The sequence below is a fragment of the Glycomyces mayteni genome (assembly GCF_042428885.1).
Taxonomy (GTDB): domain Bacteria; phylum Actinomycetota; class Actinomycetes; order Mycobacteriales; family Micromonosporaceae; genus Glycomyces; species Glycomyces mayteni.
Genome location: NZ_JBHMBP010000002.1, coordinates 222,496 through 246,551 on the forward strand (window position 1 = coordinate 222,496; position 24,056 = coordinate 246,551).

At 71.8% G+C, this 24,056-nt stretch carries 19 protein-coding genes; 9 read left to right on the top strand and 10 right to left on the bottom strand.

What is annotated here, in order from left to right:
* Positions 1-58: 58 nt before the first annotated feature.
* Positions 59-2,791 (bottom strand): pyruvate dehydrogenase (acetyl-transferring), homodimeric type, encoded by a 2,733-nt coding sequence (aceE, locus tag ACFFXY_RS07675; RefSeq protein ID WP_382347944.1) that lies wholly within the window; start codon positions 2,789-2,791, stop codon positions 59-61.
* Positions 2,792-3,084: 293 nt separating this feature from the next.
* Here aceE and ACFFXY_RS07680 point away from each other — a divergent pair, with 293 nt between their 5' ends.
* Positions 3,085-3,501 (top strand): DUF3052 family protein, encoded by a 417-nt coding sequence (locus ACFFXY_RS07680; protein WP_382347947.1) that lies wholly within the window; start codon positions 3,085-3,087, stop codon positions 3,499-3,501.
* A gap of 60 nt (positions 3,502-3,561) precedes the next feature.
* Positions 3,562-4,026: a peroxiredoxin gene (locus ACFFXY_RS07685; RefSeq protein ID WP_382347950.1), complete on the top strand. Its 465-nt coding sequence runs from the start codon at positions 3,562-3,564 to the stop codon at positions 4,024-4,026.
* Positions 4,027-4,064: 38 nt separating this feature from the next.
* Here the strand turns inward: ACFFXY_RS07685 and ACFFXY_RS07690 are convergent, their stop codons facing one another.
* From ACFFXY_RS07690 to ACFFXY_RS07700, 3 genes are all read right to left on the bottom strand, one after another.
* Positions 4,065-5,003 (bottom strand): cation diffusion facilitator family transporter, encoded by a 939-nt coding sequence (locus ACFFXY_RS07690; protein ID WP_382347953.1) that lies wholly within the window; start codon positions 5,001-5,003, stop codon positions 4,065-4,067.
* Between the two features lie 64 nt (positions 5,004-5,067).
* A complete protein-coding gene (locus tag ACFFXY_RS07695; RefSeq protein WP_382347956.1) occupies positions 5,068-6,837 on the bottom strand; it encodes an ABC transporter family substrate-binding protein in 1,770 nt (589 codons plus the stop codon).
* Between the two features lie 109 nt (positions 6,838-6,946).
* Positions 6,947-7,501, bottom strand: a complete 555-nt coding sequence (locus tag ACFFXY_RS07700) for a TetR/AcrR family transcriptional regulator (RefSeq protein ID WP_382347958.1) — start codon at positions 7,499-7,501, stop codon at positions 6,947-6,949.
* Positions 7,502-7,563: 62 nt separating this feature from the next.
* Here ACFFXY_RS07700 and ACFFXY_RS07705 point away from each other — a divergent pair, with 62 nt between their 5' ends.
* Positions 7,564-8,058: a GNAT family N-acetyltransferase gene (locus ACFFXY_RS07705; RefSeq protein ID WP_382347961.1), complete on the top strand. Its 495-nt coding sequence runs from the start codon at positions 7,564-7,566 to the stop codon at positions 8,056-8,058.
* Here ACFFXY_RS07705 and ACFFXY_RS07710 read toward each other — a convergent pair.
* Entirely contained in the window at positions 8,052-8,633 is a 582-nt protein-coding gene (locus ACFFXY_RS07710; protein WP_382347964.1) for a hypothetical protein, read from the bottom strand. The genes ACFFXY_RS07705 and ACFFXY_RS07710 overlap by 7 nt on opposite strands.
* Before the next feature lie 189 nt (positions 8,634-8,822).
* On the opposite strand from ACFFXY_RS07710, the gene ACFFXY_RS07715 reads away from it, so the two are divergent.
* Complete coding sequence (locus tag ACFFXY_RS07715; RefSeq protein ID WP_382347967.1) at positions 8,823-10,025, top strand: low temperature requirement protein A; 1,203 nt, start codon at positions 8,823-8,825, stop codon at positions 10,023-10,025.
* Between the two features lie 49 nt (positions 10,026-10,074).
* Here the strand turns inward: ACFFXY_RS07715 and ACFFXY_RS07720 are convergent, their stop codons facing one another.
* Positions 10,075-10,689: a hypothetical protein gene (locus ACFFXY_RS07720; protein WP_382347970.1), complete on the bottom strand. Its 615-nt coding sequence runs from the start codon at positions 10,687-10,689 to the stop codon at positions 10,075-10,077.
* 322 nt (positions 10,690-11,011) lie between these two features.
* On the opposite strand from ACFFXY_RS07720, the gene ACFFXY_RS07725 reads away from it, so the two are divergent.
* Complete coding sequence (locus ACFFXY_RS07725) at positions 11,012-16,696, top strand: alpha/beta fold hydrolase (protein WP_382347973.1); 5,685 nt, start codon at positions 11,012-11,014, stop codon at positions 16,694-16,696.
* A 27-nt stretch (positions 16,697-16,723) separates the two neighbouring features.
* Here ACFFXY_RS07725 and ACFFXY_RS07730 read toward each other — a convergent pair whose 3' ends face one another.
* The gene (locus ACFFXY_RS07730) at positions 16,724-17,863 is read right to left on the bottom strand and encodes a glutathione S-transferase family protein (protein ID WP_382347976.1); all 1,140 of its coding nucleotides are present in this window, start codon (positions 17,861-17,863) and stop codon (positions 16,724-16,726) included.
* Between the two features lie 53 nt (positions 17,864-17,916).
* Between ACFFXY_RS07730 and ACFFXY_RS07735 the strand changes: the two genes are divergently transcribed.
* The 3 genes from ACFFXY_RS07735 to rocD all read left to right on the top strand — a co-directional run bounded on the left by ACFFXY_RS07735 (position 17,917) and on the right by rocD (position 20,466).
* Positions 17,917-18,759 (top strand): phosphotransferase, encoded by an 843-nt coding sequence (locus ACFFXY_RS07735; RefSeq protein ID WP_382347979.1) that lies wholly within the window; start codon positions 17,917-17,919, stop codon positions 18,757-18,759.
* A 124-nt stretch (positions 18,760-18,883) separates the two neighbouring features.
* Entirely contained in the window at positions 18,884-19,252 is a 369-nt protein-coding gene (locus ACFFXY_RS07740) for an acyl-CoA thioesterase (protein WP_382347982.1), read from the top strand.
* 14 nt (positions 19,253-19,266) lie between these two features.
* Complete coding sequence (rocD, locus tag ACFFXY_RS07745; RefSeq protein WP_382347985.1) at positions 19,267-20,466, top strand: ornithine--oxo-acid transaminase; 1,200 nt, start codon at positions 19,267-19,269, stop codon at positions 20,464-20,466.
* 5 nt (positions 20,467-20,471) lie between these two features.
* On the opposite strand, the gene ACFFXY_RS07750 is transcribed toward rocD, so the two are convergent.
* The gene (locus ACFFXY_RS07750; protein WP_382347988.1) at positions 20,472-20,843 is read right to left on the bottom strand and encodes a hypothetical protein; all 372 of its coding nucleotides are present in this window, start codon (positions 20,841-20,843) and stop codon (positions 20,472-20,474) included.
* 173 nt (positions 20,844-21,016) lie between these two features.
* On the opposite strand from ACFFXY_RS07750, the gene ACFFXY_RS07755 reads away from it, so the two are divergent.
* Positions 21,017-22,222 (top strand): ROK family transcriptional regulator, encoded by a 1,206-nt coding sequence (locus ACFFXY_RS07755; protein ID WP_382347990.1) that lies wholly within the window; start codon positions 21,017-21,019, stop codon positions 22,220-22,222.
* A gap of 8 nt (positions 22,223-22,230) precedes the next feature.
* Here ACFFXY_RS07755 and ACFFXY_RS07760 read toward each other — a convergent pair whose 3' ends face one another.
* Positions 22,231-22,752, bottom strand: coding sequence for a hypothetical protein (locus tag ACFFXY_RS07760; protein WP_382347993.1), 522 nt, complete (start codon positions 22,750-22,752; stop codon positions 22,231-22,233).
* 86 nt (positions 22,753-22,838) lie between these two features.
* Entirely contained in the window at positions 22,839-24,056 is a 1,218-nt protein-coding gene (locus ACFFXY_RS07765; protein ID WP_382347996.1) for a hypothetical protein, read from the bottom strand.

Here is a 24,056-nt window from a genome sequence, read left to right on the forward strand (position 1 = left end):
GGAGCACAGCGTAGGGCCGCAGGCGGATCGCCTGCGGCCCTGCGGATGTCACCGCGGCTTAGGAGTCGCCGCCCGCCTCGCCGGCCTCGGCGGCCGTCGGGTCGGTGATCTGGTACTTCGCCGCCGCCTGCGCGGCCAGCTCCGGCTTGACCTCGCCGCGGGCGGCGAGCTGCTGGAGCGCGGCCACCGCGACGGACTCGCCGTCCACGTTGAAGTGGCGGCGCAGCGCCCCGCGGGTGTCGGAGTGGCCGAAGCCGTCCGTGCCCAGCGAGGTGTAGTCGCCCGGCACCCAGCGGCTGATGAGGTCCGGCACGGACCGCTGGTAGTCGCTGACGGCCACGAACGGGCCCTCGGCGCCCGAGAGCTTCTCGGTCACGTACGGGACCTGCTTCTCGGCCTCCGGGTGGCGCAGGTTGTGCCGCTCGGCCTCGATCGCGTCGCGGTTGAGCTCCGACCACGAGGTCACCGACCACACGTCGGCGGCCACGCCCCAGTCCTCGGCGAGCAGGTCGGCGGCCTTGCGAGCCCACGACATCGCCGAACCGGAGGTCAAGAGCTGTACTCGCGGCCCGGACGCGTCCGAGGACGACACCCGGTGGATGCCGCGGAGGATGCCCTCCACATCGACGCCCTCGGGCTCGGCGGGCTGCACGATCGGCTCGTTGTACACCGTCAGGTAGTAGAAGACGTGCTCGCCGTCGGCGTACATGCGCTTCAGGCCGTCCTGCATGATGTGCCCGATCTCGTACCCGTACGCCGGGTCGTACGAGACGACCGCGGGGTTCGTGTGCGCGATGAGCAGCGAGTGCCCGTCCTCGTGCTGGAGGCCCTCGCCGTTGAGCGTGGTCCGCCCGGCCGTGGCCCCGATGAGGAACCCGTTCGCGAGCTGGTCCGTGGCGGCCCAGATCGCGTCCGCGGTCCGCTGGAACCCGAACATCGAGTAGAAGATGTAGAACGGGATCATCGGCACGCCGAGCGTGTCCCCGGACGTGCCCGCCGCGGTGAACGCCGCGACCGACCCCGCCTCGTTGATGCCCACGTGCATGAGCTGGCCCTGCTCGGACTCCTTGTAGGAGAGGAACAGGTCCCGGTCCACCGACAGGTACTGCTGCCCGTGCGGGGAGTAGATCTTCGCCGTCGGGAACATCGCGTCCATGCCGAACGTGCGCGCCTCGTCCGGGATGATCGGGACCCAGCGCTGGCCGATCTCCTTGTCCCGCATGAGGTCCTTGAGCAGGCGGACGAGCGCCATCGTCGTGGCGGCCTTCTGCTTGCCCGAGCCGCGCCTGGCGGACTTGTACGCGTCCTCGCCCGGCAGCGACAGCGGGATCACGGTGTTGCGGCGCGAGGGGATCGACCCGCCGAGCGCCGCGCGGCGCTCCTGGAGGTACTCGTGCTCGGCCGAGCCCGCCTCCGGCTTGATGTACGGCGGCAGGTACGGGCTCGCTTCGAGCTGCTCGTCGGTGACCGGCATGTCGAGGGCGTCGCGGAAGCCCTTGAGGTCGTCGAGCGAGAGCTTCTTCATCTGGTGGGTCGCGTTGCGGCCCTCGAAGGTCGAGCCGAGCTTGTAGCCCTTGACGGTGTGCGCGAGGATCACGGTGGGCTGGCCCTCGTGCTCCATCGCGGCCTTGTACGCCGCGAAGATCTTGCGGTCGTCGTGGCCGCCGCGGCGCAGGTCCCAGATCTCGTCGTCGGTCATCGGCAGCGCCATCGCCTTCGTGCGCGTGTCGCGCCCGAAGAAGTGCTCGCGGATGAACGCGCCGGACTCGGCCTTGAACGTCTGGAAGTCGCCGTCGGGCGTGGTGTTCATGAGGTTCACCAGCGCGCCGTCGTGGTCGGCGGCCAGGAGCGGGTCCCACTCGCGGCCCCACATCACCTTGATGACGTTCCATCCGGCGCCGCGGAAGTACGACTCCAGCTCCTGCACGATCTTGCCGTTGCCGCGCACCGGCCCGTCGAGGCGCTGGAGGTTGCAGTTGACGACGAACGTGAGGTTGTCGAGCTCGGCGCCCGCCGCGAACTGGAGCGCGCCGCGGGACTCGACCTCGTCCATCTCGCCGTCGCCGAGGAACGCCCACACCTGCTGCTGCTTGGTGTCCTTCAGGCCCCGGTCGTCCATGTACCGGTTGAACAGCGCCTGGTAGATCGCGTTGATCGGGCCCAGGCCCATCGACACGGTGGGGAACTGCCAGTAGTCCGGCATGAGGCGGGGGTGGGGGTAGGAGGGCAGGCCGCCCTGCGGGCGCGACACCTCCTGGCGGAAGCCGTCGAGGTCGTCCTCGGTCAGGCGTCCCTCCACGAAGGACCGGGCGTACATGCCGGGGGAGGCGTGGCCCTGGAAGAAGATCTGGTCGCCGCCGCCCGCGTGCCCGCGGCCGCGGAAGAAGTGGTTGTAGCCCACCTCGTAGAGGTTCGCGGCGGAGGCGTACGTCGAGATGTGGCCGCCGACGCCGATGCCGGGACGCTGCGCGCGGTGGACCGTCATCGCCGCGTTCCAGCGCACGAACGCGCGGATGCGGTGCTCGACGGCCTCGTCGCCGGGGTAGTGCGGCTCGGCCTCGACGGGGATGGTGTTCACATAGTCGGTGCTCGTGGACGCCGGGACGCCGATCTGGCGCTTGCGGGCGTGTTCGAGCAGCCGCTGCATGACGTAGCGGGCACGGGTGCGCCCGCCGGCGTCGAGGAGGCCGTCGAGGGAGTCCAGCCACTCGCTGGTCTCCCCGGGGTCAGTGTCCGGTACTTGGGTCGGCAATCCGTCACTGATGGGCGGCCGGTTCTGTTCCGTGGTCACGGGCGATCCCTCGTTCTAAGACTGCGGCTTTGCAGGGTTTCTTCAGGCAGCAGAGTGTCGTCGTTCGCTACCATCTTCCCCCGAATCTACCGCGACGCTCGGCCGCCCACCCGGGTTGATGCGACGGTGCCCACACTCTGCGCACCCGCAGGCCCGGGGCCTGCCATCGTTTGCCGAGGAAGGCTCGCGAACGGGCGCGCGACTCCGCCATATGCCCCACCGAATATGCTCTACTCCATATGCTGTGGTTCACAGAGCGAGCGCTCTGGCAACCGACCTCTGGAGGGGACAAGGTGAACGCTTCGAGCAGCCCGGTGGACGTGTCGAGCGTGGTGCAGCGACTCGGGCTCGACGGCGTCGAGGCGGTCATGGAGATCGGCTTCGACACCGACGTGGACGCCGCACTGCGCACGGCGGTGATCGAGGCGGTCGGGGAGCTCCTCGACGAGGACTCCGACGAGATCGTCGGCGCGGTCCTGCTGTGGTGCCGCGTCGAGGACGGCGACCTCGTGGACCTCCTCCTCGACGCCCGCGACCCCCTCGCCGACGACGGCGTGGTGTGGCTCCTGACCCCCAAGGCCGGGCGGCCCGGCCACATCGACCCCGCCGACGTCGAGGAGTCCGCGGCGCTCGCGGGCCTGAAGTCCACGAAGACCCTGAACGCCTCCCCCGACTGGGTCGCGTCGCGGATGGTCGTCGCCCGCCGCTAACGTTCAGCGCGTCAACACCCGCAGGCCCTCCTCCGCGAGGGCCCGTCGCAAGGAGCGCGCATGCCCATCGAACCCGGAACCGCGGCCCCCGCCTTCACCCTGAAGGACCAGAACAACCAGGAGGTCTCGCTCGCGGACTTCCGCGGTGAGAAGCACGTCCTCCTCGTCTTCTACCCGTTCGCGTTCACCGGCGTGTGCGAGGGCGAGCTCTGCGGCATCCGCGACAACCTCGGCGCCTACCAGACCGACGACGTCCAGGTCCTCTCCGTCTCCGTCGACTCCCCGTTCGCCCACAAGGTCTGGGCCCAGCGCGAGGGCTTCGAGTTCCCGCTCCTGAGCGACTTCTGGCCCCACGGCGCCGTCGCCCAGGCCTACGGCGTCTTCAACGACGAGAAGGGCATGGCCAACCGCGGCACCTTCGTCATCGACAAGGACGGCGTCGTCCGCTTCGCCGAGATGAACCTCCCCGGCGAGGCCCGCGACCAGTCCCGGTGGCAGAAGGCCCTCGCCGACCTCCAGGGCTAGCACCGCGACGCGGGCGCACCGGGAGACCGGCGCGCCCGCTACCGGTCCAGAGGGGCGTCGCCCCAGGGGCTGAGGAAGACGTAGGTGACCATCGGGTACCTGGCGCGGAGGCGGGCTTCGAGGGCGCGGCTGGCGGCTTCGATGCGGGCGCCGTCGGCGCTGTCGCGGTAGTCGATGCGGGCCGCGACGAGGACCGAGGTGGGGCCGAGCTGGAGGGTGAGGAGTTCCTGGACGGCGGTGATCTCGTCGCCGGACTCCAGCTCCGCGAGGACCGCGGCGCGGAACTTCGGTGGGAGGCTGCGGCCGATGAGGAGCGAGAGGTTCGCGTGGCCCAGGAGCACCGCGACCACCAGGAGCAGGCATCCGATGAGGACCGACGCGGTGCCGTCGTAGCGCGGGTCGCCGGTGGCCTCCGTGAGGGCCAGGCCGCCCGCCGCGAGGAGCAGGCCGATGAGGGCCGCGGCGTCCTCCAGGAACACCGCCTTCAGGGACGTGTCGGGGGTGTACTTCAGGAAGCGGCGCGGGCGCACGTCCCATTCGCGGGACTCGCTGCGGAGCTGGACGATGGTGCGCCCGAACGAGACGGCCTCCAGGACGAACGAGATCGCCAGGACCACGTAGGACACCAGGAAGTCCGCTTCGCCGCCCGCGTCCATCGAGTGGAAGCCGTGGGTGATCGAGAACAGGCCGCCCGCGACGAACGTGAACGCCGCCGCCAGCGCCGCCCACATGTACGCGGTCGAGCCGTACCCGAAGGGGTGCGCCTCGTCGGGGCGCTTGGCGCTGTTGCGGAGCGCGATGTAGAGCATGATCTCGGTGACGGTGTCGGCCGCGGAGTGCGCGGCCTCCGAGACCATGGCCGCCGATCCGGAGAGGATGCCGGCGACGAGCTTCGCGACCGCGATGGCGAGGTTCATCAGGCCCGCCACGAGCACGGTCAGGACGCTCTCCGACTTCACTGCGGTCGCATCGCTCACCCCGAGAGCCTATGCGAGCGAACGCCCCCGGCGGGACCGAACCGGTCCCGCCGGGGGCGGGGCGCTAGGCGTCCTCGTCGAGGAAGCCCCACTCGCCGACGTTGGAGAAGACGCGCATCGTCGTCGCCCAGTTGTCGCGGACGTTCACGACGTCCTTGTCCACCATGACGAGCGCCGGGGTCCACGCGAGCGGGAGCTGCACGGCCTCGTCCAGGGAGATCTGCGCGGCCTGGTTGTTCAGCTCGGCGGCGCGGTCGCGGTCCAGGGTGGTCGCCAGCTCGTCCACGATGGCGTCGACCTCGTCGTCCTGGAACCCGGTGTGGTTGCCCTCGCCCCAGTAGTCGGCGGCGGAGGCCGCGAACAGCGGGGTCTCGATCCACGAGAACTGGATGAGGTCCCAGTCGCCCTCGTCGAGCACGGAGCTGAGCTCGCCGTTGGGAATCGGGTCCACCTGGAGCTCGATGCCGATCTCGGCCAGGTAGGTGATGACGAGGTCCTGGATGATCGGGGTGAACGCGTTCCCCTCGATGCCGGTGCGGTACCGCAGGGTCACGGGCTCGCCCGCGGGGGTGAGCAGCTGCTCGTCGTCCCAGGTGTACCCTGCCTCCTCCAGGATCGCGCGGGCCGCCTCGATGTCGCCGGAGCCGAGCGCGGAGTCGGCGAGCTGGTCGGTCCAGTACTCCGAGCCGGGCCGGAAGAGCACGTTCTGCATCGTCTCGATGTCGGGGTAGGCGGCGCCGTAGGCCCGCTGGTTGACGTCGTCGGCGTCGATCGCGGTGAAGACGGCCTGGCGCAGCGCCTCGTCGGACAGGAACGGGTTCTTCAGGTTCGCGTCGATGTGGGACCAGCCCGACTGCGGCGCGACGCTGTACTTCAGGTTCTCGTCGGAGGCGAGCTGGTCGAGGACCTCGGGGTCGAAGCTGGAGGGCGCGGCCCCGTCGATGGTGCCCTGGCGCAGCTCGGTCGCCATGGCGTCGGCGCTGCCGATGTACTTGAGCGTCAGGGAGTCGAGCGTGGACTGCTGCGAGCCGGTCCACTCCGGGTTCGGCACGTACTTCGCGTACTCGCCGAGCACTCCCTCGGTCATCTTGAACGGCCCGGCGCTGTAGTCGAGGGGCGGGTTCTCGGAGAAGTCCGCGACCGAGGCGGCCATGACGGCCGGGTCGGTGCGCCACTCGGCGTGGCCGCGGGCCTCGGCGATGTGGGCGGGGTGGGTGATGACGCCCGCGGAGTACCACTCGGAGTCGAGGTAGCCGTCCACGTAGGTGACGACCACGGTGTTGTCCTCGGCCTCCTCGATGGACGCCACGCTCGCGCCGTAGCTGCTCGCGGGCGTGCAGCCCTGGCACTGCGCCTCGTCGCCGGAGGTGGCGCGCCAGTGCCACAGGAAGTCGTCGATGCCGATCGCGACGCCGTCGCCCCAGGTCGCCTCGGGCTTGAGGTGGTAGGCCACCGTCAGGGGCGCTTCGGCGAGGAGCTCGGGGGCCTCGGCGTAGATGCCGTCGTTGTAGTGGATCACGCCGTCCTGGTCGAACGAGAACACCGTGGGCCGCAGGGGCTGGTTGATGATCGAGGTGGCGAGGCTGGAGCCGTAGATGTCGGCCTGGCCCCACGCCTCCCACTTGCCGTCGACGGCCCACACGAGGTCGCCGCCGTCGGCGCGCTCCCCGGAGTTGCAGGTGGTGGGCTCGGTGATGCAGTCCTCGAAGCCGACGCCGGTCGCGCCCGCCTCGTCGCCGCCGCCGCAGCCCGCGACCGCCAGGGTGAGGGCGGCCGCGACCGCGGCGAAGGACTTCGTCGAAGCGCCGCGGGTCGGCGCCTGGGTCTGAGGCATTGCAGGTGCCTTTCGGGATGGTATGTGGGGGTGTGCACTATGGCACGTCCCGAACGGTATCGCCACCCTCAGGGAATGTCAACTTAAACGATAGGAATACTCGTGTATCTCACATCCGGGCCAGCCGCTCGACGTGGAGCCGGACGGCCCTGCCGGTCCGCTCCTCGTCGCCGGTCGCGACGAGGTCGAGGATCGCCCCGCGCAGCACCGCGAGCACGAGCGTCAGCCGCGCCGGGTCGGCGCCCGGCTCGCACGCGGCGAGCACCTTGAGCCAGTCGTCCACGGTGGCCTTCGCGAAGCCCGACCAGGCCCCGTCCGGCTCCACGAGCGAGCGCGCGTACGCCTCGGTCCACAGCCGCAGCAGCGGCCGGTGCCCCGGGTCGGCGGCCCACTCCCACAACCGCTCCGCCGCGCCCGCGAGGCCCGCGGGCTCCCCGAGCCGGTCGAGCAGCGCCAGCTCCTCGGCGCGGGCGCGGGCCAGCAGCTCGCGGATGAGGCCGTCCTTGCTGCCGAACAGGAACAGCAGCACGCGGGGGCTGGAGCCGATCGCGGCGGCCAGCGGGCGCAGGGACATGTCGGTGAGGCCGTGCGCGAGCACGTACGCGTACGCGGCTTCGAGCAGCTCGGTCCGGCGGGCGGAGGCTCTGGTGCGGTCCTGGGTCACAGGTCTAGCATAAAGCCACTGAAACGATTGTTTCAGTCGATCGCGAGTATGGAGGGCTTCCCATGGCGCACACCGAACTCCGGCGGGCAGACCGCCCCGGTGACCTGGGCTGGATCGTCAAGTCCCAAGGCGAGTACTACGCCGAGGCGCTCGGCTGGTCCACCGGGTACGAGGCGATGGTCGCGGCGATCGTGGCCGGCTTCGCCGACCTCGACCCCGAGCGCGAGGCGGCCTGGATCGCCGACGTCGACGGCGAGCGCGCCGGGAGCGTCGCGCTCGTGGACGACGCCGCCCCGGGCACGGCCCGCCTCCGCGTCCTCTACGTCGACCCCGCCGCCCGCGGCCTCGGCCTCGGCGCGCGCCTGGTCGGGGAGTGCCTCGGCTTCGCGCGCGGGGCCGGGTACGAGCGGGTGGTCCTGTGGACCGTGGACGTGCTCGCCTCGGCGCGGCGCATCTACCAGGCCGAGGGGTTCGCCCTCGCCAAGGAGGAGCCCTTCCACCGCTTCGGCCACGACCTCAACGGCCAGGACTGGGTCCTGGAGCTGAAGCCTCAGTAGACCCGCCGCCGCTTCGCCGGGGCCCTCCTCGCGTCGACCACCCTGGCGCGCACGGTGAACCGCTTCGCGGCGGCCTCGGCGCCGCCCAGGCCCAGGGAGCTGAAGGGGACGGAGCGGCGCGCGAGCGCGGTCGACACGTGCGCCGGGACGCCCCGCCGGTCGGCCCCGCCCGGCGGCGCGTCGGGCCCGGGGTCCCGCCGGACCGGCTCGACGCCGATCATCGTGACCGCGACCGGGCCCCGTCGCCGCCGCCAGAAGTAGACCCCGCGGACCTCCTGCCACGGCAGGTCCACCGACGGCCCGAGCTTGCGGGTGTGCCTCCCCTCGGCGGTCTCGGGGTACAGGCGCACCCCGCCGCGGTCGAACTCGGCGACCACCGGCTTCGCCGCCAGGCGCTTCCAGCGCGCCCCGGGCCAGGCCAGCGCCGCCGCGGCGATCACCACTGCGAGGGGCCACCCGACGCTCGTCCCCGCCTCGGCGGCGACGACCGCGCCGGCCGCGATGAGCGAGCCCGCGGCGGTGCGCGCCGCGTCGCGCAGGTGCGGGCGGTCGGCGATGCGCTCGACGTCGGGCATGGGGAGTCCTTCGGGCCGAAGGGAGGGGGACTCCATCGTCCCACCGTTCGGGCCCCCGCGGTCCCGCCGCGCCGCCCCGAATCCGAGCCGCGGGCGGCGCCGGGCCCGGCGTCCCCGGCCGGGTCGCGGCGGTCGGCCGAGCGGGGGATACTGTGCGCTGACCGTGCGTGCGGACAGGGAGGACGGGCCATGGTGGAGGCCAAGCGCTGGAGAGTGCCGATCGCGACCCGCGACCACACCGAGGGGCACCGCCAGGCCACGTGGCTGGAGCTGTTCTTCGACCTCGCGTTCGTCGTGGCCGTCGCGCAGGCCGCGCTCCAGTTCGAGCACGCCGCAGCAGAGGGGCACGTCGGGGACGGGCTCCTCGGGTACGCGTTCGCGTTCGCCGCGATCTGGTGGATCTGGGTCTCGTTCACGTGGTTCGCGAACTTCTTCGACACCGACGACGTGCCCTACCGGCTCCTCATGATGGTCATGATCGCCGGGTCCCTCGGCCTCGCCGCGGGCGTCCCGCAGGCCGCGCACCTCGACTTCCGCATCTTCGTCGTGTCCTACGTGGTGATGCGCCTGGCGTACGTCGCGCAGTGGGGCCGGGTTTACCGCACCGGCGACCCCGCCATGCGCCCGCTCGCGCTGAGGATGATGGCGTGGACGACCTTCGTGCAGCTCGGCTGGGTCGCGTTCCTCCTGGTGCCCGTGGACCTGCGCGTCGAGGCGTGGATCGTGTGGTTCGCCCTCGACCTCGCCGTGCCCGTCATCGCCCGCTGGGACCCGCGCCTGGGCGGGCACTGGGGCCACATCCGCGAACGGTACGGCCTGTTCACGATCATCGTCCTCGGCGAGGCCGTCTCGGCCGCGACGATCGCCGTCTCCGGGGCCGTGGACTCGGGCCTCGACTTCGACACCGCCCCGCTTCTCACCCTCGCCGCCGCGGGCCTGGTCATCGTGTTCGCCCTGTGGTGGATCTACTTCGACTTCAGCGGCGGCCACGCCTTCGACCGCGGCCCCCGCACCGTCTACGTGTGGGCGTACGCCCACTACCTCGTCTTCGCGTCCGTCGCCGCCCTCGGCGCGGGCATCGCCCTCGCGGTCGCCCGCATCACCGACCCGCACCACGTCCACCTCGGCGACCGCGCCGTCGCCCTCATCCCCGCCGTTGCCGTCGCGATCCTCCTCCTCGTCACCCTCCTCATCGAGACCGTCAGCGAACACGGCATGGCCCCGGGCCACGTCGCCGCCAAACTCACCGCCTCCGCCGTGGCGATCGGCGCCGCCCTCCTCGCCCCCGCCATCACCATCCAGGGCGCGGCGGTCGTCACCGCCCTCGCCCTCACCGGCCTCGTCGTCTACGGCGTCGTGGAACAGCACCGCCTCGTCCCCGCGGAGGCATAGAACGGCGCTCCGTCAACCGTCGGCAATTCGGGACTGGAGTGAATTCGAGTTACAGAGCGAGGTTTGCCAATACGAGCGATACCAAGTCGATCATGAAAGCGAAGGCCGCCAGACGCAATAGGAACACCGCGTTTCGCAGTCGGCCGTAGCGGTGCCGGTGCTGCTGAATGCAGATCCAGAGTTCGGCCTGCGCGGAGAGGATCGTCGCCTCGATCGGGCGACCGAATGCCTTGAGTCGGAACGAGTCGAACGTCGGATGCTCGATGATGACATCGTGTCCGTTGAACGGGCTTCCGGAAGGGACATGGTCGTGTTTCGGCAGCCATTCCCGACTGGGTTTGAGCGTCACGAGCACACTCGTGGCCCGGAGCATCGCGATGACGACGAGCGCTGCGCTGGCGGCGCCGGTGACCGACAGGAACACCAGCAGCGGAAAGGGCGCTGCGAACCGGAAGCTGCTGAAAAGCTGCGACAACGCGACCGCGTTGCCCGCAGACAGGATCGCTGCGGCGCTTAAGGTCACCGATGCGCGGCTGGCGGTCGACCCGCGGAGCCGGTCGAACCGATCGAGGTGCCACATGACCAATTGCAGTTCCTGCTCGACCGTCATCCGCGTCTCGGCCGGCATGATCATTTGTCGGGGCGGTGAATCGGGTGGGTTCATCTCCGGCTCCTCGGCGTCCGATCGGTGCGCTGTCGACCCGATCGAAATCGACGTTGATGGATCGGGGTAGAGCTTTTCATTCTAGCGCAGGTACATTGCTCTCATGGGAGACTCATTCGCGGACCGGGGCGGAGCATCCGGCGGTGAGAATCGCGCATTCGCCTCGTACGGAGGACGACTCCGCGACGAGCGGATCTGGCGCGAGGCCCTTCCCGGGCAGGTGTTCGACGATCTCGTCGAATGGGCCGACAGCCGCCATTGCGACATCGGCCATTCCAGATGGATCACCGAAGGTAGTGCCAGCGGCGCGCGGATCGCGAAAGTGATCGTCTCCCCGCGGAACCGGCCCATGTGGGGCGGCGTCCTCAAACTCGTCCCGCAGCCTCGCGTGGCGGAGGAGACCCGGAACATCGCGGCCGCCATGGCGTCGCCCGCCGCGTTCGTCAACGACCACCTCGTCCCGATGGAGGCGACGGACCTGCTCCCCGGCTCCAGATGGGGACTGCATCTCCAGCGGTTCGTCGAACCGATGGTCCCGCTCTCGCACTTCGCGAGCACACCCGACTTCGGGATCAGATGCGCTGCCATCCTCGCCTCGGTCCTCGTCGACTGGAACAAGCACGACCGCGACCCCTGGTCCGAGCCGCGGCCCCCCGCTGCGTTCCTCAATGACTTCGTGTGCGCCTACGAACCGCTCGTGGACGGTTTGCGGCAGTACGCGGCCGCTGAAGGCTTCTCATACGAGAACCCGCACCCCGAATGGCGTTCGGCCAGGATGCAGGTCTCTCTGCCGAACCCGTTCGCGCTCCTGCGCGGCACGATCACGGCTGCACCGACGCTGATCCTCCACGGGAACGGGCATGGCGACCTCCACGCCGACAACATCCTCGTCGCCCCGGACTCTGCCGCGGGATCGACAGCATACCGCCTCATCGACCTCGGGCGCTTCTCCGACGAGGCCGCGATCTCCAGGGACCCGGTGAAACTCGTCCTCTCCGCGGTCGAGCGGTTCATCTCCTTCAACCCGTGGGCCCTCGGCGACGCGGCGCTGGCGGCCGCGCTCGCCGAGATCGCCGCTACTGGAGGCCGCACCCCCGAACCGGTCCCCGACGCGTTCAGGACCGTGGCCGACACTGTCAGGGCGATCGACACCGCGGCCGCGAGCTGGGCGGTCGCAAGGGACACCGTCGCCGAGTGGCGTCGCCAGCACCACCTCACATTCGTGGGAGCCGCACTGCGGAAAGTCGGTGCGACCGGATCGCCCATCGAGACCCGCCGCTGGTACTTCTACGCGGCGTCGCTCGCAGCAAGGGAGTTCCTCCGCACGGAACCGCCTCCCGAGGCCGCCCTGCCCGGGTTCACACCAACCGGGCCGGTTCCGTCCACCAGTGAGCACTGGCTCGACATGGCGACCCGGGCTACGCGGGACGAGGCGAACACGGTGGCCGAGTCGAGGAACATCACGCTCGACCAGTTGTACGTGACCAGGTCCGCACCCGAGGACAAGATCCTCGGGAGGTTGAACGGGCCCGGCCTCACCCTGGTCGTCGGCGAGCCGGGCGCCGGAAAGACGAGCATGCTCTGGAACCTGTCGCGGCGACTGGAGGACGCGGGTCGGCGGTTCGCGATGATCCGCGCCACCGATCTCCCCTCCGGAGAACACGTCGACGCCGACCCGATCTGGAAGGGGCTGGACGACCCCTCGGCCCTGCCCGGCGTGCTCATGATCGACACCGTTGACCTCCTGCTCCAGCAGGGCGAGGTGCCGGGACTCCTCGCGAACCTGATCGCGGGGGCGAAGGCCCATTTCGGTGCGCTGATCCTCACCTGCCGCGTCAGGGAGTCGGTCCTATTCGACAGGTTCCGGGCGCAGGTGGACATGGCGGAGATCGAACTCGACATGTTCGATGAGCAGGAGCTGCCACAGGCGGTCGACGCGTACAGCAGGTCGTTTCTGGATGCCGACAGCGACGAGGCCCATGAGATCCACGGCCGGGTCCTGACCGCGGTGACCCGGGGACTGCCCATATCGGACGTGTGCCGCCGGCCCCTGACGCTCCGGATGCTGTTCGAGACGGCGATGGACCCGGACGACTTCAACGATGAGATGGACATCACCGACCTGTACCACCGGTACTGGGACACCAGGGTCAAGGACGACCGCCGCCTAGGCGTGGGGCCTGGGAGCGGGGCCGATTTGTCGCTGCTCGTCGCCGAGTTCGCGGTGAGCATGGTCAGCAGGGGCCTGCCGCTCGCCGCGACCGCCGACCTCGACGCCGCCGCGCGCGAGCGCGCCGCCGACGCCGCGGAGACCCTGGTGCGCCGTTCGGTGCTCCACCGGCTCAGCGACGGCGCCACCTACGAGTTCTTCCACCAGACGTTCTTCGAGTACGCCGCGGCGAGAGCGTGCCTGAGCATGGGCGACGACGCCGCCGCGGGGATGCTGCGCCACTCTGCGGCCCTGGCCGACGACCTGTTCCTCGCCGCCGTCGCGCAGCAGACGATCGTGTACGCCTCCAGCGAGCGCACCCCCGGGCAGGCGTTCGACGAGGCGTTCAGCGACATGCTCACCAGCGCCGAGGAAGGCACCAGGCAGACCGCGGTGGCGGCACTCGCACAGGCGAAACACCGGGGTCCACTGACCAACGCCACTGCGCTGATGCTGCTCAGCGCCAACGACACCGGACTTGAACGCCATTATCTGCGCAATGTCACGACGGTCCGCCACCACGATGTCCGTCTGGTACTCAGCGAGCTCACCTCGATCTGGAAGAATGCCGGTGAGCGCATCCGAATAGAGATGCTCCCCGTGTTCCGGCGGCTCTCCGCAGCCCATCCGGCCGAAATGGTGGAGTTCCTGAAGCGACCGGCCGACCGCCGCAGCGACGTGCTCCGCTGGTACCACGACCTCGGACCGGAGAAGATCCGCGCGCACCGCCGCCCCCTGCTCGACCTCATCGAAGGGCTCGCCGGACAGGACCGGGACTGGGCCACAGCGGAACTGCTGCGCCTGGCCGCCGTGATCCCGCAGGGGACCGCCTCCCGCGAGGCGCTCGCTGACGTGCTCGCGACCGCTGCGCGGATCGTCACCTCTCGGCTTGCGAAGCAGGCGCTGATCTCCAGTCCGCCGCCGATGCCCACGACCAAGGTCATCGGCATCCATGAACTCGAAGCGGCGCTCGCGGACCTCCACCGGAGTCTGTGGAACGACGAAGGCCGCGACTGCGAGGCCATCGCTGCCGAGATCGCCGCGTTCCCCGACGAGGGCTACACGCTCGACCGGCGCGTCATGCTGCGCGCGCTCGCGGCGCGGCTTGTCGGGCGGGGTGTCGGCGTCACCGCCCGAGTGGTGTCGCAACTGCTCGGAAGCGGCAGACCGCGGCTCCAGTCCGATGTCGCCGACAACCTGCTGCGGTACCTCATCGAGGCCGCACTCGATCCTGGAACCCGCGGGGACGAGGCCGCGGCGTGGGTACTAGAGCAGTGCTTGACCGCCCTGCGGAGCCTGCCCGGCAAGCCCTTCGGCCGCAACGGCGCCCGGACCCGCCCGGCGATCTACCGGGATGCGCTCGAACACGCCCGGATTGAACCGGACGCGGTCGCTTCGGTGCTTTCCGATGAGCGCCGGGTGAACGTGTGGAGCCTCAAGGACGGGCTCGTTGCACTGCTCCCAGCCGCGGCGATCGGCGGCCACCCGACGGCGGCCGCGGTCCTCGCGGAGTGGAGCGGCCGATCCGCCCCAGCAGCCGGCAAACCGGCCAGGGAGATCCGCAAGATCATCGTGTACCGCCTCAAACTGCTGTCGGCGACCAGGACCGAGGCGCTCGACCACCTGATCCAGGACGCACTGGTCGAGGGCGACTGCCAGTTCCTCGAAGGCGCGTTCGGACTGTTCCGCGCATCGGCGGGCGAGCCGGCGGTCCGGACCTACGTTCCAAAGGTCGTGGAGATCGCGTCATCCGTCGTCCAGGAGGCGAAGGACCCCAAGGTCAGACGGTACGGCTACAGCCTGCTCTCCACACCCGAAGCAGAGCCGCTGGTGCCGACGGGGCTTATCCTCACCGGCCTGCGCAACGAGACCGAAGCGCTCAACCCGGTCCTCGACATCCTGCGGACCGGGCTGGACGACTACACCGAGCGTTGGCAGGAGGGGTCCGATTTCGACGAGGCGAGCAGCCTGCTCGCTTCGCTGGCCGAGTCGGACGCCGTCACCGCCGGGGCGAGGATCCGTGCGAGGGAGCTGCTCCGCGACCTTTACTGCCACAGCGGTCCGATCCGATCCCCGGCGGAACGGGCGGCGACGGTCACCGCGGCCGTTGCGATGACCGTCCCCCACGGGAGCTCCGGCGACGTCCACCGCATCGCCCCGCTCGGATTCCTCATCGCCCGGCTGGCGCCGGTCGACCTCGACCGCGCCAGCGACCTTCTCCTCGACGGTGCCGCCTACGTCGCGACCGCCCCATGGCGGACCAGGAGCCACCGGTACACCCTGGGCCAGCACTGGAGGGGCGCCGTCGGCGCTGTGCTCCGTCGGCTCGACCTCCCGTCGTGGAGGCGCACGCTCGAAGCACTGTCCCAGCTCGACGCCGAGGTCTTCGCCGTGGCCCTCGAAACGAGCGTCAAACTGCACCCGAGGGAGAAGGAGTTTCTCCTGGCGGTCTCCTCGGGCGCGGAGCAGCAGGCGCAGACCCGGCTGCGCAAGGCCCTCCAGCGCCAGCAGCGCGTCCGCGGCGGCACGACCACCTGGCCCGAGTTCCACCGCCGCTGGGCTGCGGCCGACCATCCCCCTGGGATATTACGGGGCGCATTAGGATCGAGCGACCACCGCCCTTCGAGCCCCCGAGGACCCGACGTGACCGCCATCGACATCGACAATCCCGAATCCCCGGTCCGCAGGCGCCGCAAGTGGCTGCGCGGTACGTTCATCGCCTTGGGGGTGGTGCTCGTGCTCGCCGTCGCGGGGCTCGGCGGGGCCGGGTGGTACTTCTCGAACGAGGTGCTCGTGCCCGACCACTCGCCCTCGGAGTACTCGCTGACCGTGGAGTCCGTGGACGGGGCGACGGTGACGATCACCCGCGACGAGGACTCCGAGAAGGGCGGCGTGTGGGGCCTGGCCTGGGAGGACGGGCACGCGGTCGTCGGCGACGTCGTGGCCGAGGACGAGGACACGGTGACCCGGACCCTCCAGGGCGTCCTCTTCGGCGACCTCGCCGAGGGCACGAAGGTCCGCATGGACATGTACGGCTACCGCGGCGACCCCCAGACCGCGCTCGGGCTCGCGTTCGAGGAGGTGCAGATCCCCACCGACCTCGGCGACGCTCCCGCGTGGCTCGTCCCGGCCGACGGCGACACGTGGGTCATCGGCGTCCACGGCCGCAACGCCACCCGCGAGGAGATGCTCCGCTCGACCGAGGTCTACCACGGCCTCGGCTACCCCGTGCTCGACGTGACCTACCGCAACGACGAGGGAGCGCCCGCCGCCGAGAACGGGCTCATGAGCCTCGGCGAGTACGAGGCCGACGACGTCATCGCCGCGATCGACTACGCGCTCGCCAACGGCGCGAAGGACGTCATCCTCCACGGCGTCTCCATGGGCGGGTCCACCGTCGCCACGGCCGCGCGCAAGATCGAGGACCCGTCCGTCATCAAGGGCCTGGTCCTCGACTCTCCGTGCATCGACTGGAACTCGACCCTCGACATGCAGGCCGCCGACCGGAACGTCATCGACCCGATCACCTGGGCCGCCAAGCGCGTCGTGGAATTCCGTGCCGACATCAGCCTGCACGACCTCGACCAGCGGAACTTCGCCGGCGACTTCGGGATGCCGGTGCTCCTGTTCGTCGACACCGCCGACCAGACCGTGGAGCACACGGCCACCCTCGAATTCGCCGACATGCTCGACGGCGCGACGCTCGTGGAGTCCGCGTCCGGCCACACCGCGACCTGGAACGAGGACCCCGCGAAGTACGCCGCCGAGCTCCAGGCCTACCTCGCGTCGCTGTCCTAGGGGGCGCTGTCTTAAGGAGCGCTGTCTTTAAGGAGCGCTGTAGAGCGGGTTCGCCCCCGGCGGCCGCTCAGCGGCGGCCACCGGGCCCGGCGCGGTGCCCTCGCCGAACGGCGAGCCGCCCAGGCGCTCGCGGCCGTGCTCGCTCAGCCAGTTCGCGAGGTCCGGCCCGGCCGGGACGACCTGCGTCGGGTTGATGTCCTCGTGGACGACGTAGTAGTGCCGCTTGATCTGGTCGAAGTCCACCGTGTCGCCGAACCCGGGGGTCTGGAACAGGTCCCGCGCGTACGCCCACAGGTTCGGCATCTCGGTGAGCTTGTTGCGATTGCACTTGAAGTGCCCGTGGTACACCGGGTCGAACCGCACGAGCGTCGTGAACAGCCGCACGTCCGCCTCGGTGAGGTGCGCGCCCATCAGGTACCGGCTCGCCGAGAGCCGGTCCTCCAGCCAGTCGAGCGCCGCGAACAGCCGCTTGTACGCGAGCTCGTACGCGCGCTGCGAACCGGCGAACCCGGCCCGGTACACGCCGTTGTTGATCTCGGTGAACACCCGCTTGACGACCGGCAGCATGTCCTCGACGAGCCCCGCGGGCACCAGGTCCGGGGCGCCCTCGCGGTGGAGCGCGCGCCACTGGGTCGAGAGGTCGAAGGTGATCTGCGGGTAGTTGTTGGTGACGACCTGCCCGGAGGGGACGTCCACGATCGCGGGGACGGTGATGCCCCGCGGGTAGTCCGGGAACCGCTTGAAGTAGTGCTCCTGGAGCCGCTCGGTGCCCAGCACCGGGTCGCGGCCGTCGGGGTTCAGGTCGAACGTCCACGACCGCACGTCGTGGACCGGGCCCGGCGTCGCCAGCGAGATCGCGTCCTCCAGGCCCAGGAGGCGGCGCACGATGATCGACCGGTGCGCCCACGGGCACGCCCGCGCCGCGACCAGGCGGTACCGGCCCGCCTCGACCGGCCACGCCGCCGAGCCCTCCGTGAGTCCGGCGATCCGCGGGTCCCCGATCGCCGAGGCCGCCTCGACGGGCGCGGCCAGCGCCGCGTCGACGTCGGCGACGATGCGGTCCTCGATGTAGTTGGTGTCCCGCGTGAACTCGCCGCCGGTGACGTACGCGCCCGCCGTCGAATGCTCCGTGCCCGCCGTGCGCGACGGCTCGTGCTGCTCTCCCATGGCCCCCAGCCTACGCAAGTAGGCTCAGGCGGACGCCGCAGAAAGGGTTCGCCTTGGACGACTTGACGACCGACGAAGCCGTGGTCCGCTCGCTGCTGCACGACCAGCGCCCCGACCTCGCGGGCCTGGAGCTGCGCCTCGTGGACGGCGGCTGGGGCTGCCGCATGTGGCGACTCGGCCCGGACCTGGCGCTGCGCCTGCCGCGCACCGAGGACGCGCCGCGGCTCCTGGCGCGCGAGCACCGCTGGCTGCCGGGCCTGGCGCCGCTGCTGCCCCTGCCGGTGCCGGTCCCCGAGTTCCTCGGCGCCCCGACGGCGGCGTTCCCGACGAACTGGATCGTCACCACCTGGGTCGAGGGCGCCCCCGCCGACGCCGCGCCCGTCGCCGACCCCGCGTCCGCGGCGGCCCTCGGGGCGTTCCTGACCGCGCTCCACCGGCCCGCGCCGGAGGAGGCCGCGGTGGACTCGGACCGCGGCGTGCCGCTGAAGACGTTCACGATGGACCTGGGCGACCCTGCGCTGCAAGCGGTCTGGGACGACGCGCTCGCTGCCCCCGAGTGGGACGGCCCGCCGGTGTGGCTCCACGCCGACCTGCACCCCGCGAACGTCGTCACCGCGGGCGGCGCGCTCTCCGGCGTCATCGACTTCGGCGACCTCTGCACCGGCGACCCGGCCGCGGACCTGTGCGCAGCCTGGCTGCTCCTCCCCAATCCGACGGCGCTCTTCGACCACTACGAGGCCGACGAGGCGACCGTGCGCCGCTCCCGCGGCTGGGCCCTGCGCCGCGCGCTCGGGCTGCGGCAGATCGGCATCGCGGGCGTGAACGGGTGGACCGGAGGCAAGCCGACCTGGCTCCCCGCGGGCGACGCCGCCCTGGAGCGGCTGCTCGCGGGCTGACCCCGCCCGCGGTGTTCACAACGTTGACAACACCCGCGGAAAGATTCCACAACAAACCTCATCCGCAACGCTTCCGGCGCGAATCCCCGCTGCGCATACTGGGGGCCGACCGGAAGGGGCCACCATGACCGCAGCAGGGCCGACGATCGCCGACGTCGTCTTCCCCGAGCAGCTCAACCACCGCGGCACGCTGTTCGGCGGGGCCGCGATGGCGCTCATGGACCGGGCCGCGTTCGTGGCCGCGAGCCGCGAGGCCCGCGGGGACGTGGTGTGCGCGGGCGCGGACGGGATCGCGTTCTCGCAGCCGATCAGCCCCGGCGACCTCGTGGAGGCCACCGCGGTCGTGGAGCGGCGCGGGCGCCGCTCGATGACCGTGTCGGTGGTCGTGGTCGCCGAGACCCTCCGGACGGGGGAGCGGCGGGAGGCGGTGCGCGGCCTGTTCCACATGGTCGCCGCCGAACCGTTGACCGATCTTGAAGCGCCGCAAGGCTGACCGAAGGGGAGTACATGGAATCGACCGACCCGACCGCACTTGAGGACCGCTACGGCGCGCACAACTACCACCCGCTGCCGGTGGTCCTCGCCGAGGGCGAGGGCGCGTGGGTGGCCGACACCGACGGGAGGCGGTACCTCGACTGGCTCGCCGCCTACTCGGCGGTCAACTTCGGGCACCGGCACCCGCGGCTCGTCGCGGCCGCGAAGGCCCAGCTCGACCGGATCACCCTGGCGTCCAGGGCCTTCCACACCGACGTGCTGGGTCCGTTCCTCGCCGCTCTCGCGGAGCTGTGCGGCAAGGAATCGGTGCTGCCGATGAACACCGGCGCCGAGGCGGTCGAGTCCGCGATCAAGGCCGCCCGCAAATGGGGCTACACCCGCAAGGGCGTGCCCGCCGGGAAGGCCCGGATCGTGGTGTTCGACGGGAACTTCCACGGCCGCACCACCACGATCGTCGGCTTCTCCTCCGACCCCGACTCTTACGAGGGCTTCGGGCCCTACGACGGCGGCTTCGACTCGGTCCCCTACGGCGACATCGGGGCCCTGCGGGCCGCGATCGGGCCCGACACCGTGGCCGTGCTCATCGAGCCGGTCCAGGGCGAGGCGGGCGTCGTCGTCCCGCCCGCGGGCTACCTGCGGGCCGTCCGCGCCGCCTGCGACGCCGCGAATGTGCTCATGATCGCCGACGAGATCCAGTCGGGCCTGGCCCGCACCGGGCACACGTTCGCGTGCGACCGGGAGGACGTCGTCCCCGACGTCTACCTCCTCGGCAAGGCCCTCGGCGGCGGCGTCGTCCCCGTCTCCGCGGTGGTGGCCGACCGCGAGGTCATGGATGTGTTCACCCCCGGCACCCACGGGTCCACGTTCGGCGGCAACCCGGTCGCGGCCGCGGTCGGCGCCGAGGTCGTCGCCATGCTCGCCACCGGCGAGTGGCAGGCCCGCGCCCGCGACCTCGGCAAGCACCTGGAGCAGGCCCTCGCCACACTCGACCCGTCCACGGTGGACGACGTGCGGGTGTGCGGGCTGTGGGCGGGCGTGGACCTCGCCGCAGGAGGCCCCAGCGCCCGCGAGGTGTGCGAGCGGGCCGCGCGGCTCGGCCTGCTGTGCAAGGAGACCCACGTCACGACCGTGCGCATCGCGCCGCCCCTGGTCATCGAACCCGAGGAGATCGACCGCGGGATCGCGATCCTCAAACGCGCGATCGAGGGCTAGCGGGGTCAGTCGGCGGAGTTGCGGGCCGCGAGGATCGCGAAGGCGCCCGCGGCGTCCTGGATCTGCTCGTCGTCCACGTCGCAGCCGTGCTCCTTGAGGACGGCGAGCAGGTCCGCGACCACCGGCCCGGTGGTCTCCATGGCCCAGGACCGGTCCACCGGGTGCGCGTAGTCGGCGCCGCCGAGCTGCACCCCGTCGTGGTTCCACACGGCCGCCGCCGCGGCGGCGATGCGCCGCGCCCGCGTCTGCGGGTCCCCGAGGCGCCCCTCGCGCTCCGGCTCGTCGAGCGGGACGCGGCGCGGGGCGTACGTCGGGCGCACCGGGGTCCGGTACCGGTCGTCGCCGAAATGGTCTCTGAAATCGCCGATGCCGTGCATTGGTGTGCTCGCTTCCCCCCACCTGACGGTTGATCCGCTCCCCCTATTTGTACCCGGTCGGCCCGGTCCGCCCCCAAGTGGCGTCCCCCGTCGGGGTCGTCCGAGCGCCGCCGCGCCTCCGCGCGGTTTGCTAGGCTTCCCCGTCACCGCGAACCGAGCCATGTGGAGCACCCATGCCCGTCGCCAGGCGGACGTCCCGCGACATCCGCAGCGAGTCCCGCCTCATCGTCGTGCGCGCGCTCCTCGCCGCGGGCGAGACGACCCGCAACGAGCTCGCCGACGACACCGGGCTCAGCGCCGCCACCGTCTCCACCGTCGTCGGCGACCTCCTCAAATACGGGATCGCCGCCGAGACCGGCCTGCTCAGCAGCGGCATCGGGCGGCCCACCACGGGCCTGCGGCTCAACGCGGACCGCGGCCTCGTCGCCGGGGTCTACGTCGAGGACCGCTACTTCCAGGCCACCGTGTTCGACACGTCCCTCAAGCGCCTCGCGAACGTCCGCATCCGCGCCACCGAGCCCGTCGGCACCGCCGACGCGGTGATCGAGTGGACCGCCCGCATCCTCGACGCGGCCCTCGGGGACGCCGGGGCCGCGCGCGAGGACCTCCTCGGCGTCGGCGTGCTCCTGCCCGGCGGCATGCAGCGGCCCGTCAAGTCCGCGTTCGCCTCCGACGCGATCTGGCTCCACCTCGACCGCCTCCGCGACCGCCTCGGCCTGCCCGTCGTGGTCGACAACCCGCTCAAGGCCGTCGCCACCGCGGAGCTGTGGCTCGGCGCGGGCCGCCGCTTCGCGGACCTCGTCGTCGTCAACCTCGGCGAGGGCGTCGGCGCGGGGATCGTCCAGGACGGCGCGGTCCTGCGCGGCGCGACCGGCACCGCGGGCGAGTGGGGCCACTCGCTGCTCGTGTTCGAAGGCCGCGAATGCCAGTGCGGCCGCCGCGGGTGCGTGGAGGCGTACGTGGGCGTGCCGGGCATCCGGCGCACCCTCGCCGAGACCGAACCGGGGCACCCGATCGCCGACGTGCAGGGCGGGAAGTTCGTCGAGGCGCTCGGCGAGGCCGCCGACGCCGGTGACGCGGCCGCCCTCGCGGCCGTCGACCGGACCGCGCAGTTCCTCGGGGCGGCGCTGGCCGACCTCGTCGCGATCGTCAACCCCGAGCACCTCGCGCTCGCGGGCTGGACCACGTTCCCGCTGGGGGAGCGCCTGCTCCCGGCCGTGCGCGAGCGCGTGCGCGCCGACGCCCCCGGGGACGCCGCGGCCGAGCTCGGGATCGAGCTGTCGCGCAGCTCCGGGATGGAGGGGATCGCCGCGGTCGCCCTGGAGCGGTTCATGCGGGACGTCGGCCTGGTGACGACCCGGGTCCTGCCCGCGCTCTAGGGCCCGTCCTAGGCCGGTTCCGGGGCCTTGCGGAGCGAGCCGAGCGAGGAGAACCCGAGGAGCACGAACCCGGCGAGGACCGCGGTGGCCGCGGCGGCGGTCGCCGTCGTCGCGAGCGTCAGGGCCCCGCCGGCGAGGCCGAGGGCGACGAGGGTCCACGCGAGCGGCGTGAACACGGGCGCGTCGAACGCCTTCGCGAACGGCAGGAAGTGGACGCCCACCACGAGGACCACCCAGCACACCGTCAGGTCCGGCTGCTCGAACACGCGGTTGATGACGTTGGCGCCCGCGATGATCGCCACGACCTCGGCGGCCACGGCGATCCAGTACGTGCGCAGCGACTCGCGCGCCGGGGGCACGGCCGCGGGCAGCTTGCGGCGCATCACGACCCACATGGCGGCCAGGAACGCCGCGACGCCGACGATCCGGGCGACCAGCGGCAGCGGGCCGGGGAGCCCGCCCGCGTTCACGAGGACGAAGACCAGGCCGCCGATGAAGCCGATCACGGCTCCGAGTTTCTCTCCATGCACGCGCGTATTCAAGCACACGTGTGCGAACACGGATGGTATCGATACCTCGGCGGGGTGCGGCCCCGGTCTGCTAGTGGCGCGGCCCGCTAGTGGAGCACCGGGGCGTACGACGCCAGGTGCGGGCCGTGCGCGGCCGGAACGGCGGCCACGGCGGCGTGCACGGCGATCCACGTCGTCTCCCCGGCCTCGGCGCGGAACGCGGTCCGGTGCTCGGCGCGGCTCAGGTCCACATCAGTGCCGGGCCCGGCCTGGCCCGAGGCCGGGACGCGCACGATGAGCTCGTGCTCGCCGGGCGCGAGCTGCGTCCAGGAGCGCGTCCAGCCCGCGTCCAGGGGCCGCCCGTCGAGGAGCACCTCCGGGGCCGGGACCCAGGGGCGGCACTCGGGCGCCTCCGGTTCGCCGATCCTGACGGTCCGCCAGCGCTGCAACAGGTTCGGCGTCCCGCCCGCGAGGGCCGCGACGGCCTCGGGCGGGTACCGGTCGAGCGAGTGCCGCAGGTGCAGGCCGAGCCCGGCCCAGCCGGGGGCGGGGGCCGTGCGGGCGGGCTCGTCGGCGTCGAGGACCACGGGGGAGTCGCCCGCGGCCGGCGGAGCGGCGACGGCGACGCGCCGCAGCCGCGCCTGCTTCCGCAGCGCCGAGGCGACGGCGACGGCCCCGATGCCGAGTCCCACCGTGACCGCGGCGGCGGGGGCCGCGGCGAGGGCGCCGGGGTTCGACAGGACGGTCCAGGTCAGTGCGGCCGCGGCGGCGGCCCCGGCGAGCAGCAGCAGGTAGTACCGGCCGACCGCCTCGGGGCGGCGCCGCTCCTTGAAGGACACCGGGTCCCGCAGCTCCCCGGCGAGGGCGAACCGGTCGGCGGCGACGCCGAGGATGCCCTTGTGGTCGAGTTCGAGCCGCTCGCCCGCCGCGAGGTCCACCCGCCGGTAGCAGCGGGAGTGGCCCGCGGCGACCGCGACCAGGTGCGGGCCGGGGGCGAGCGTCAGCTCCGTCGCGCCCCAGCCCCACGAGGCCGGTACGCCGTCCACGCTCACGACCGGGACGAGCGGCCGGGAGGCGCGCAGCGAGGGCCGCGCCTCGCGCGAGTCCTGGTTGCGCCACGCGGTCCGGACCACCACGACCGCGGCCGCGGGGTCGGTGCGCTCGTCGAGCCGCCGACCGGCCCGTACCGGCACGGCCGCATCGGGGTGCGGCCGCGCGGCCCAGGCGCGGAACGGAGGGAACGCCTTGAACGGGGCCAGGCGCCGCAGCCCCGGGAGCACCGGCCAGGCCAGGAGCAGCACGCCGCAGGCCAGTGCGAACGCCAT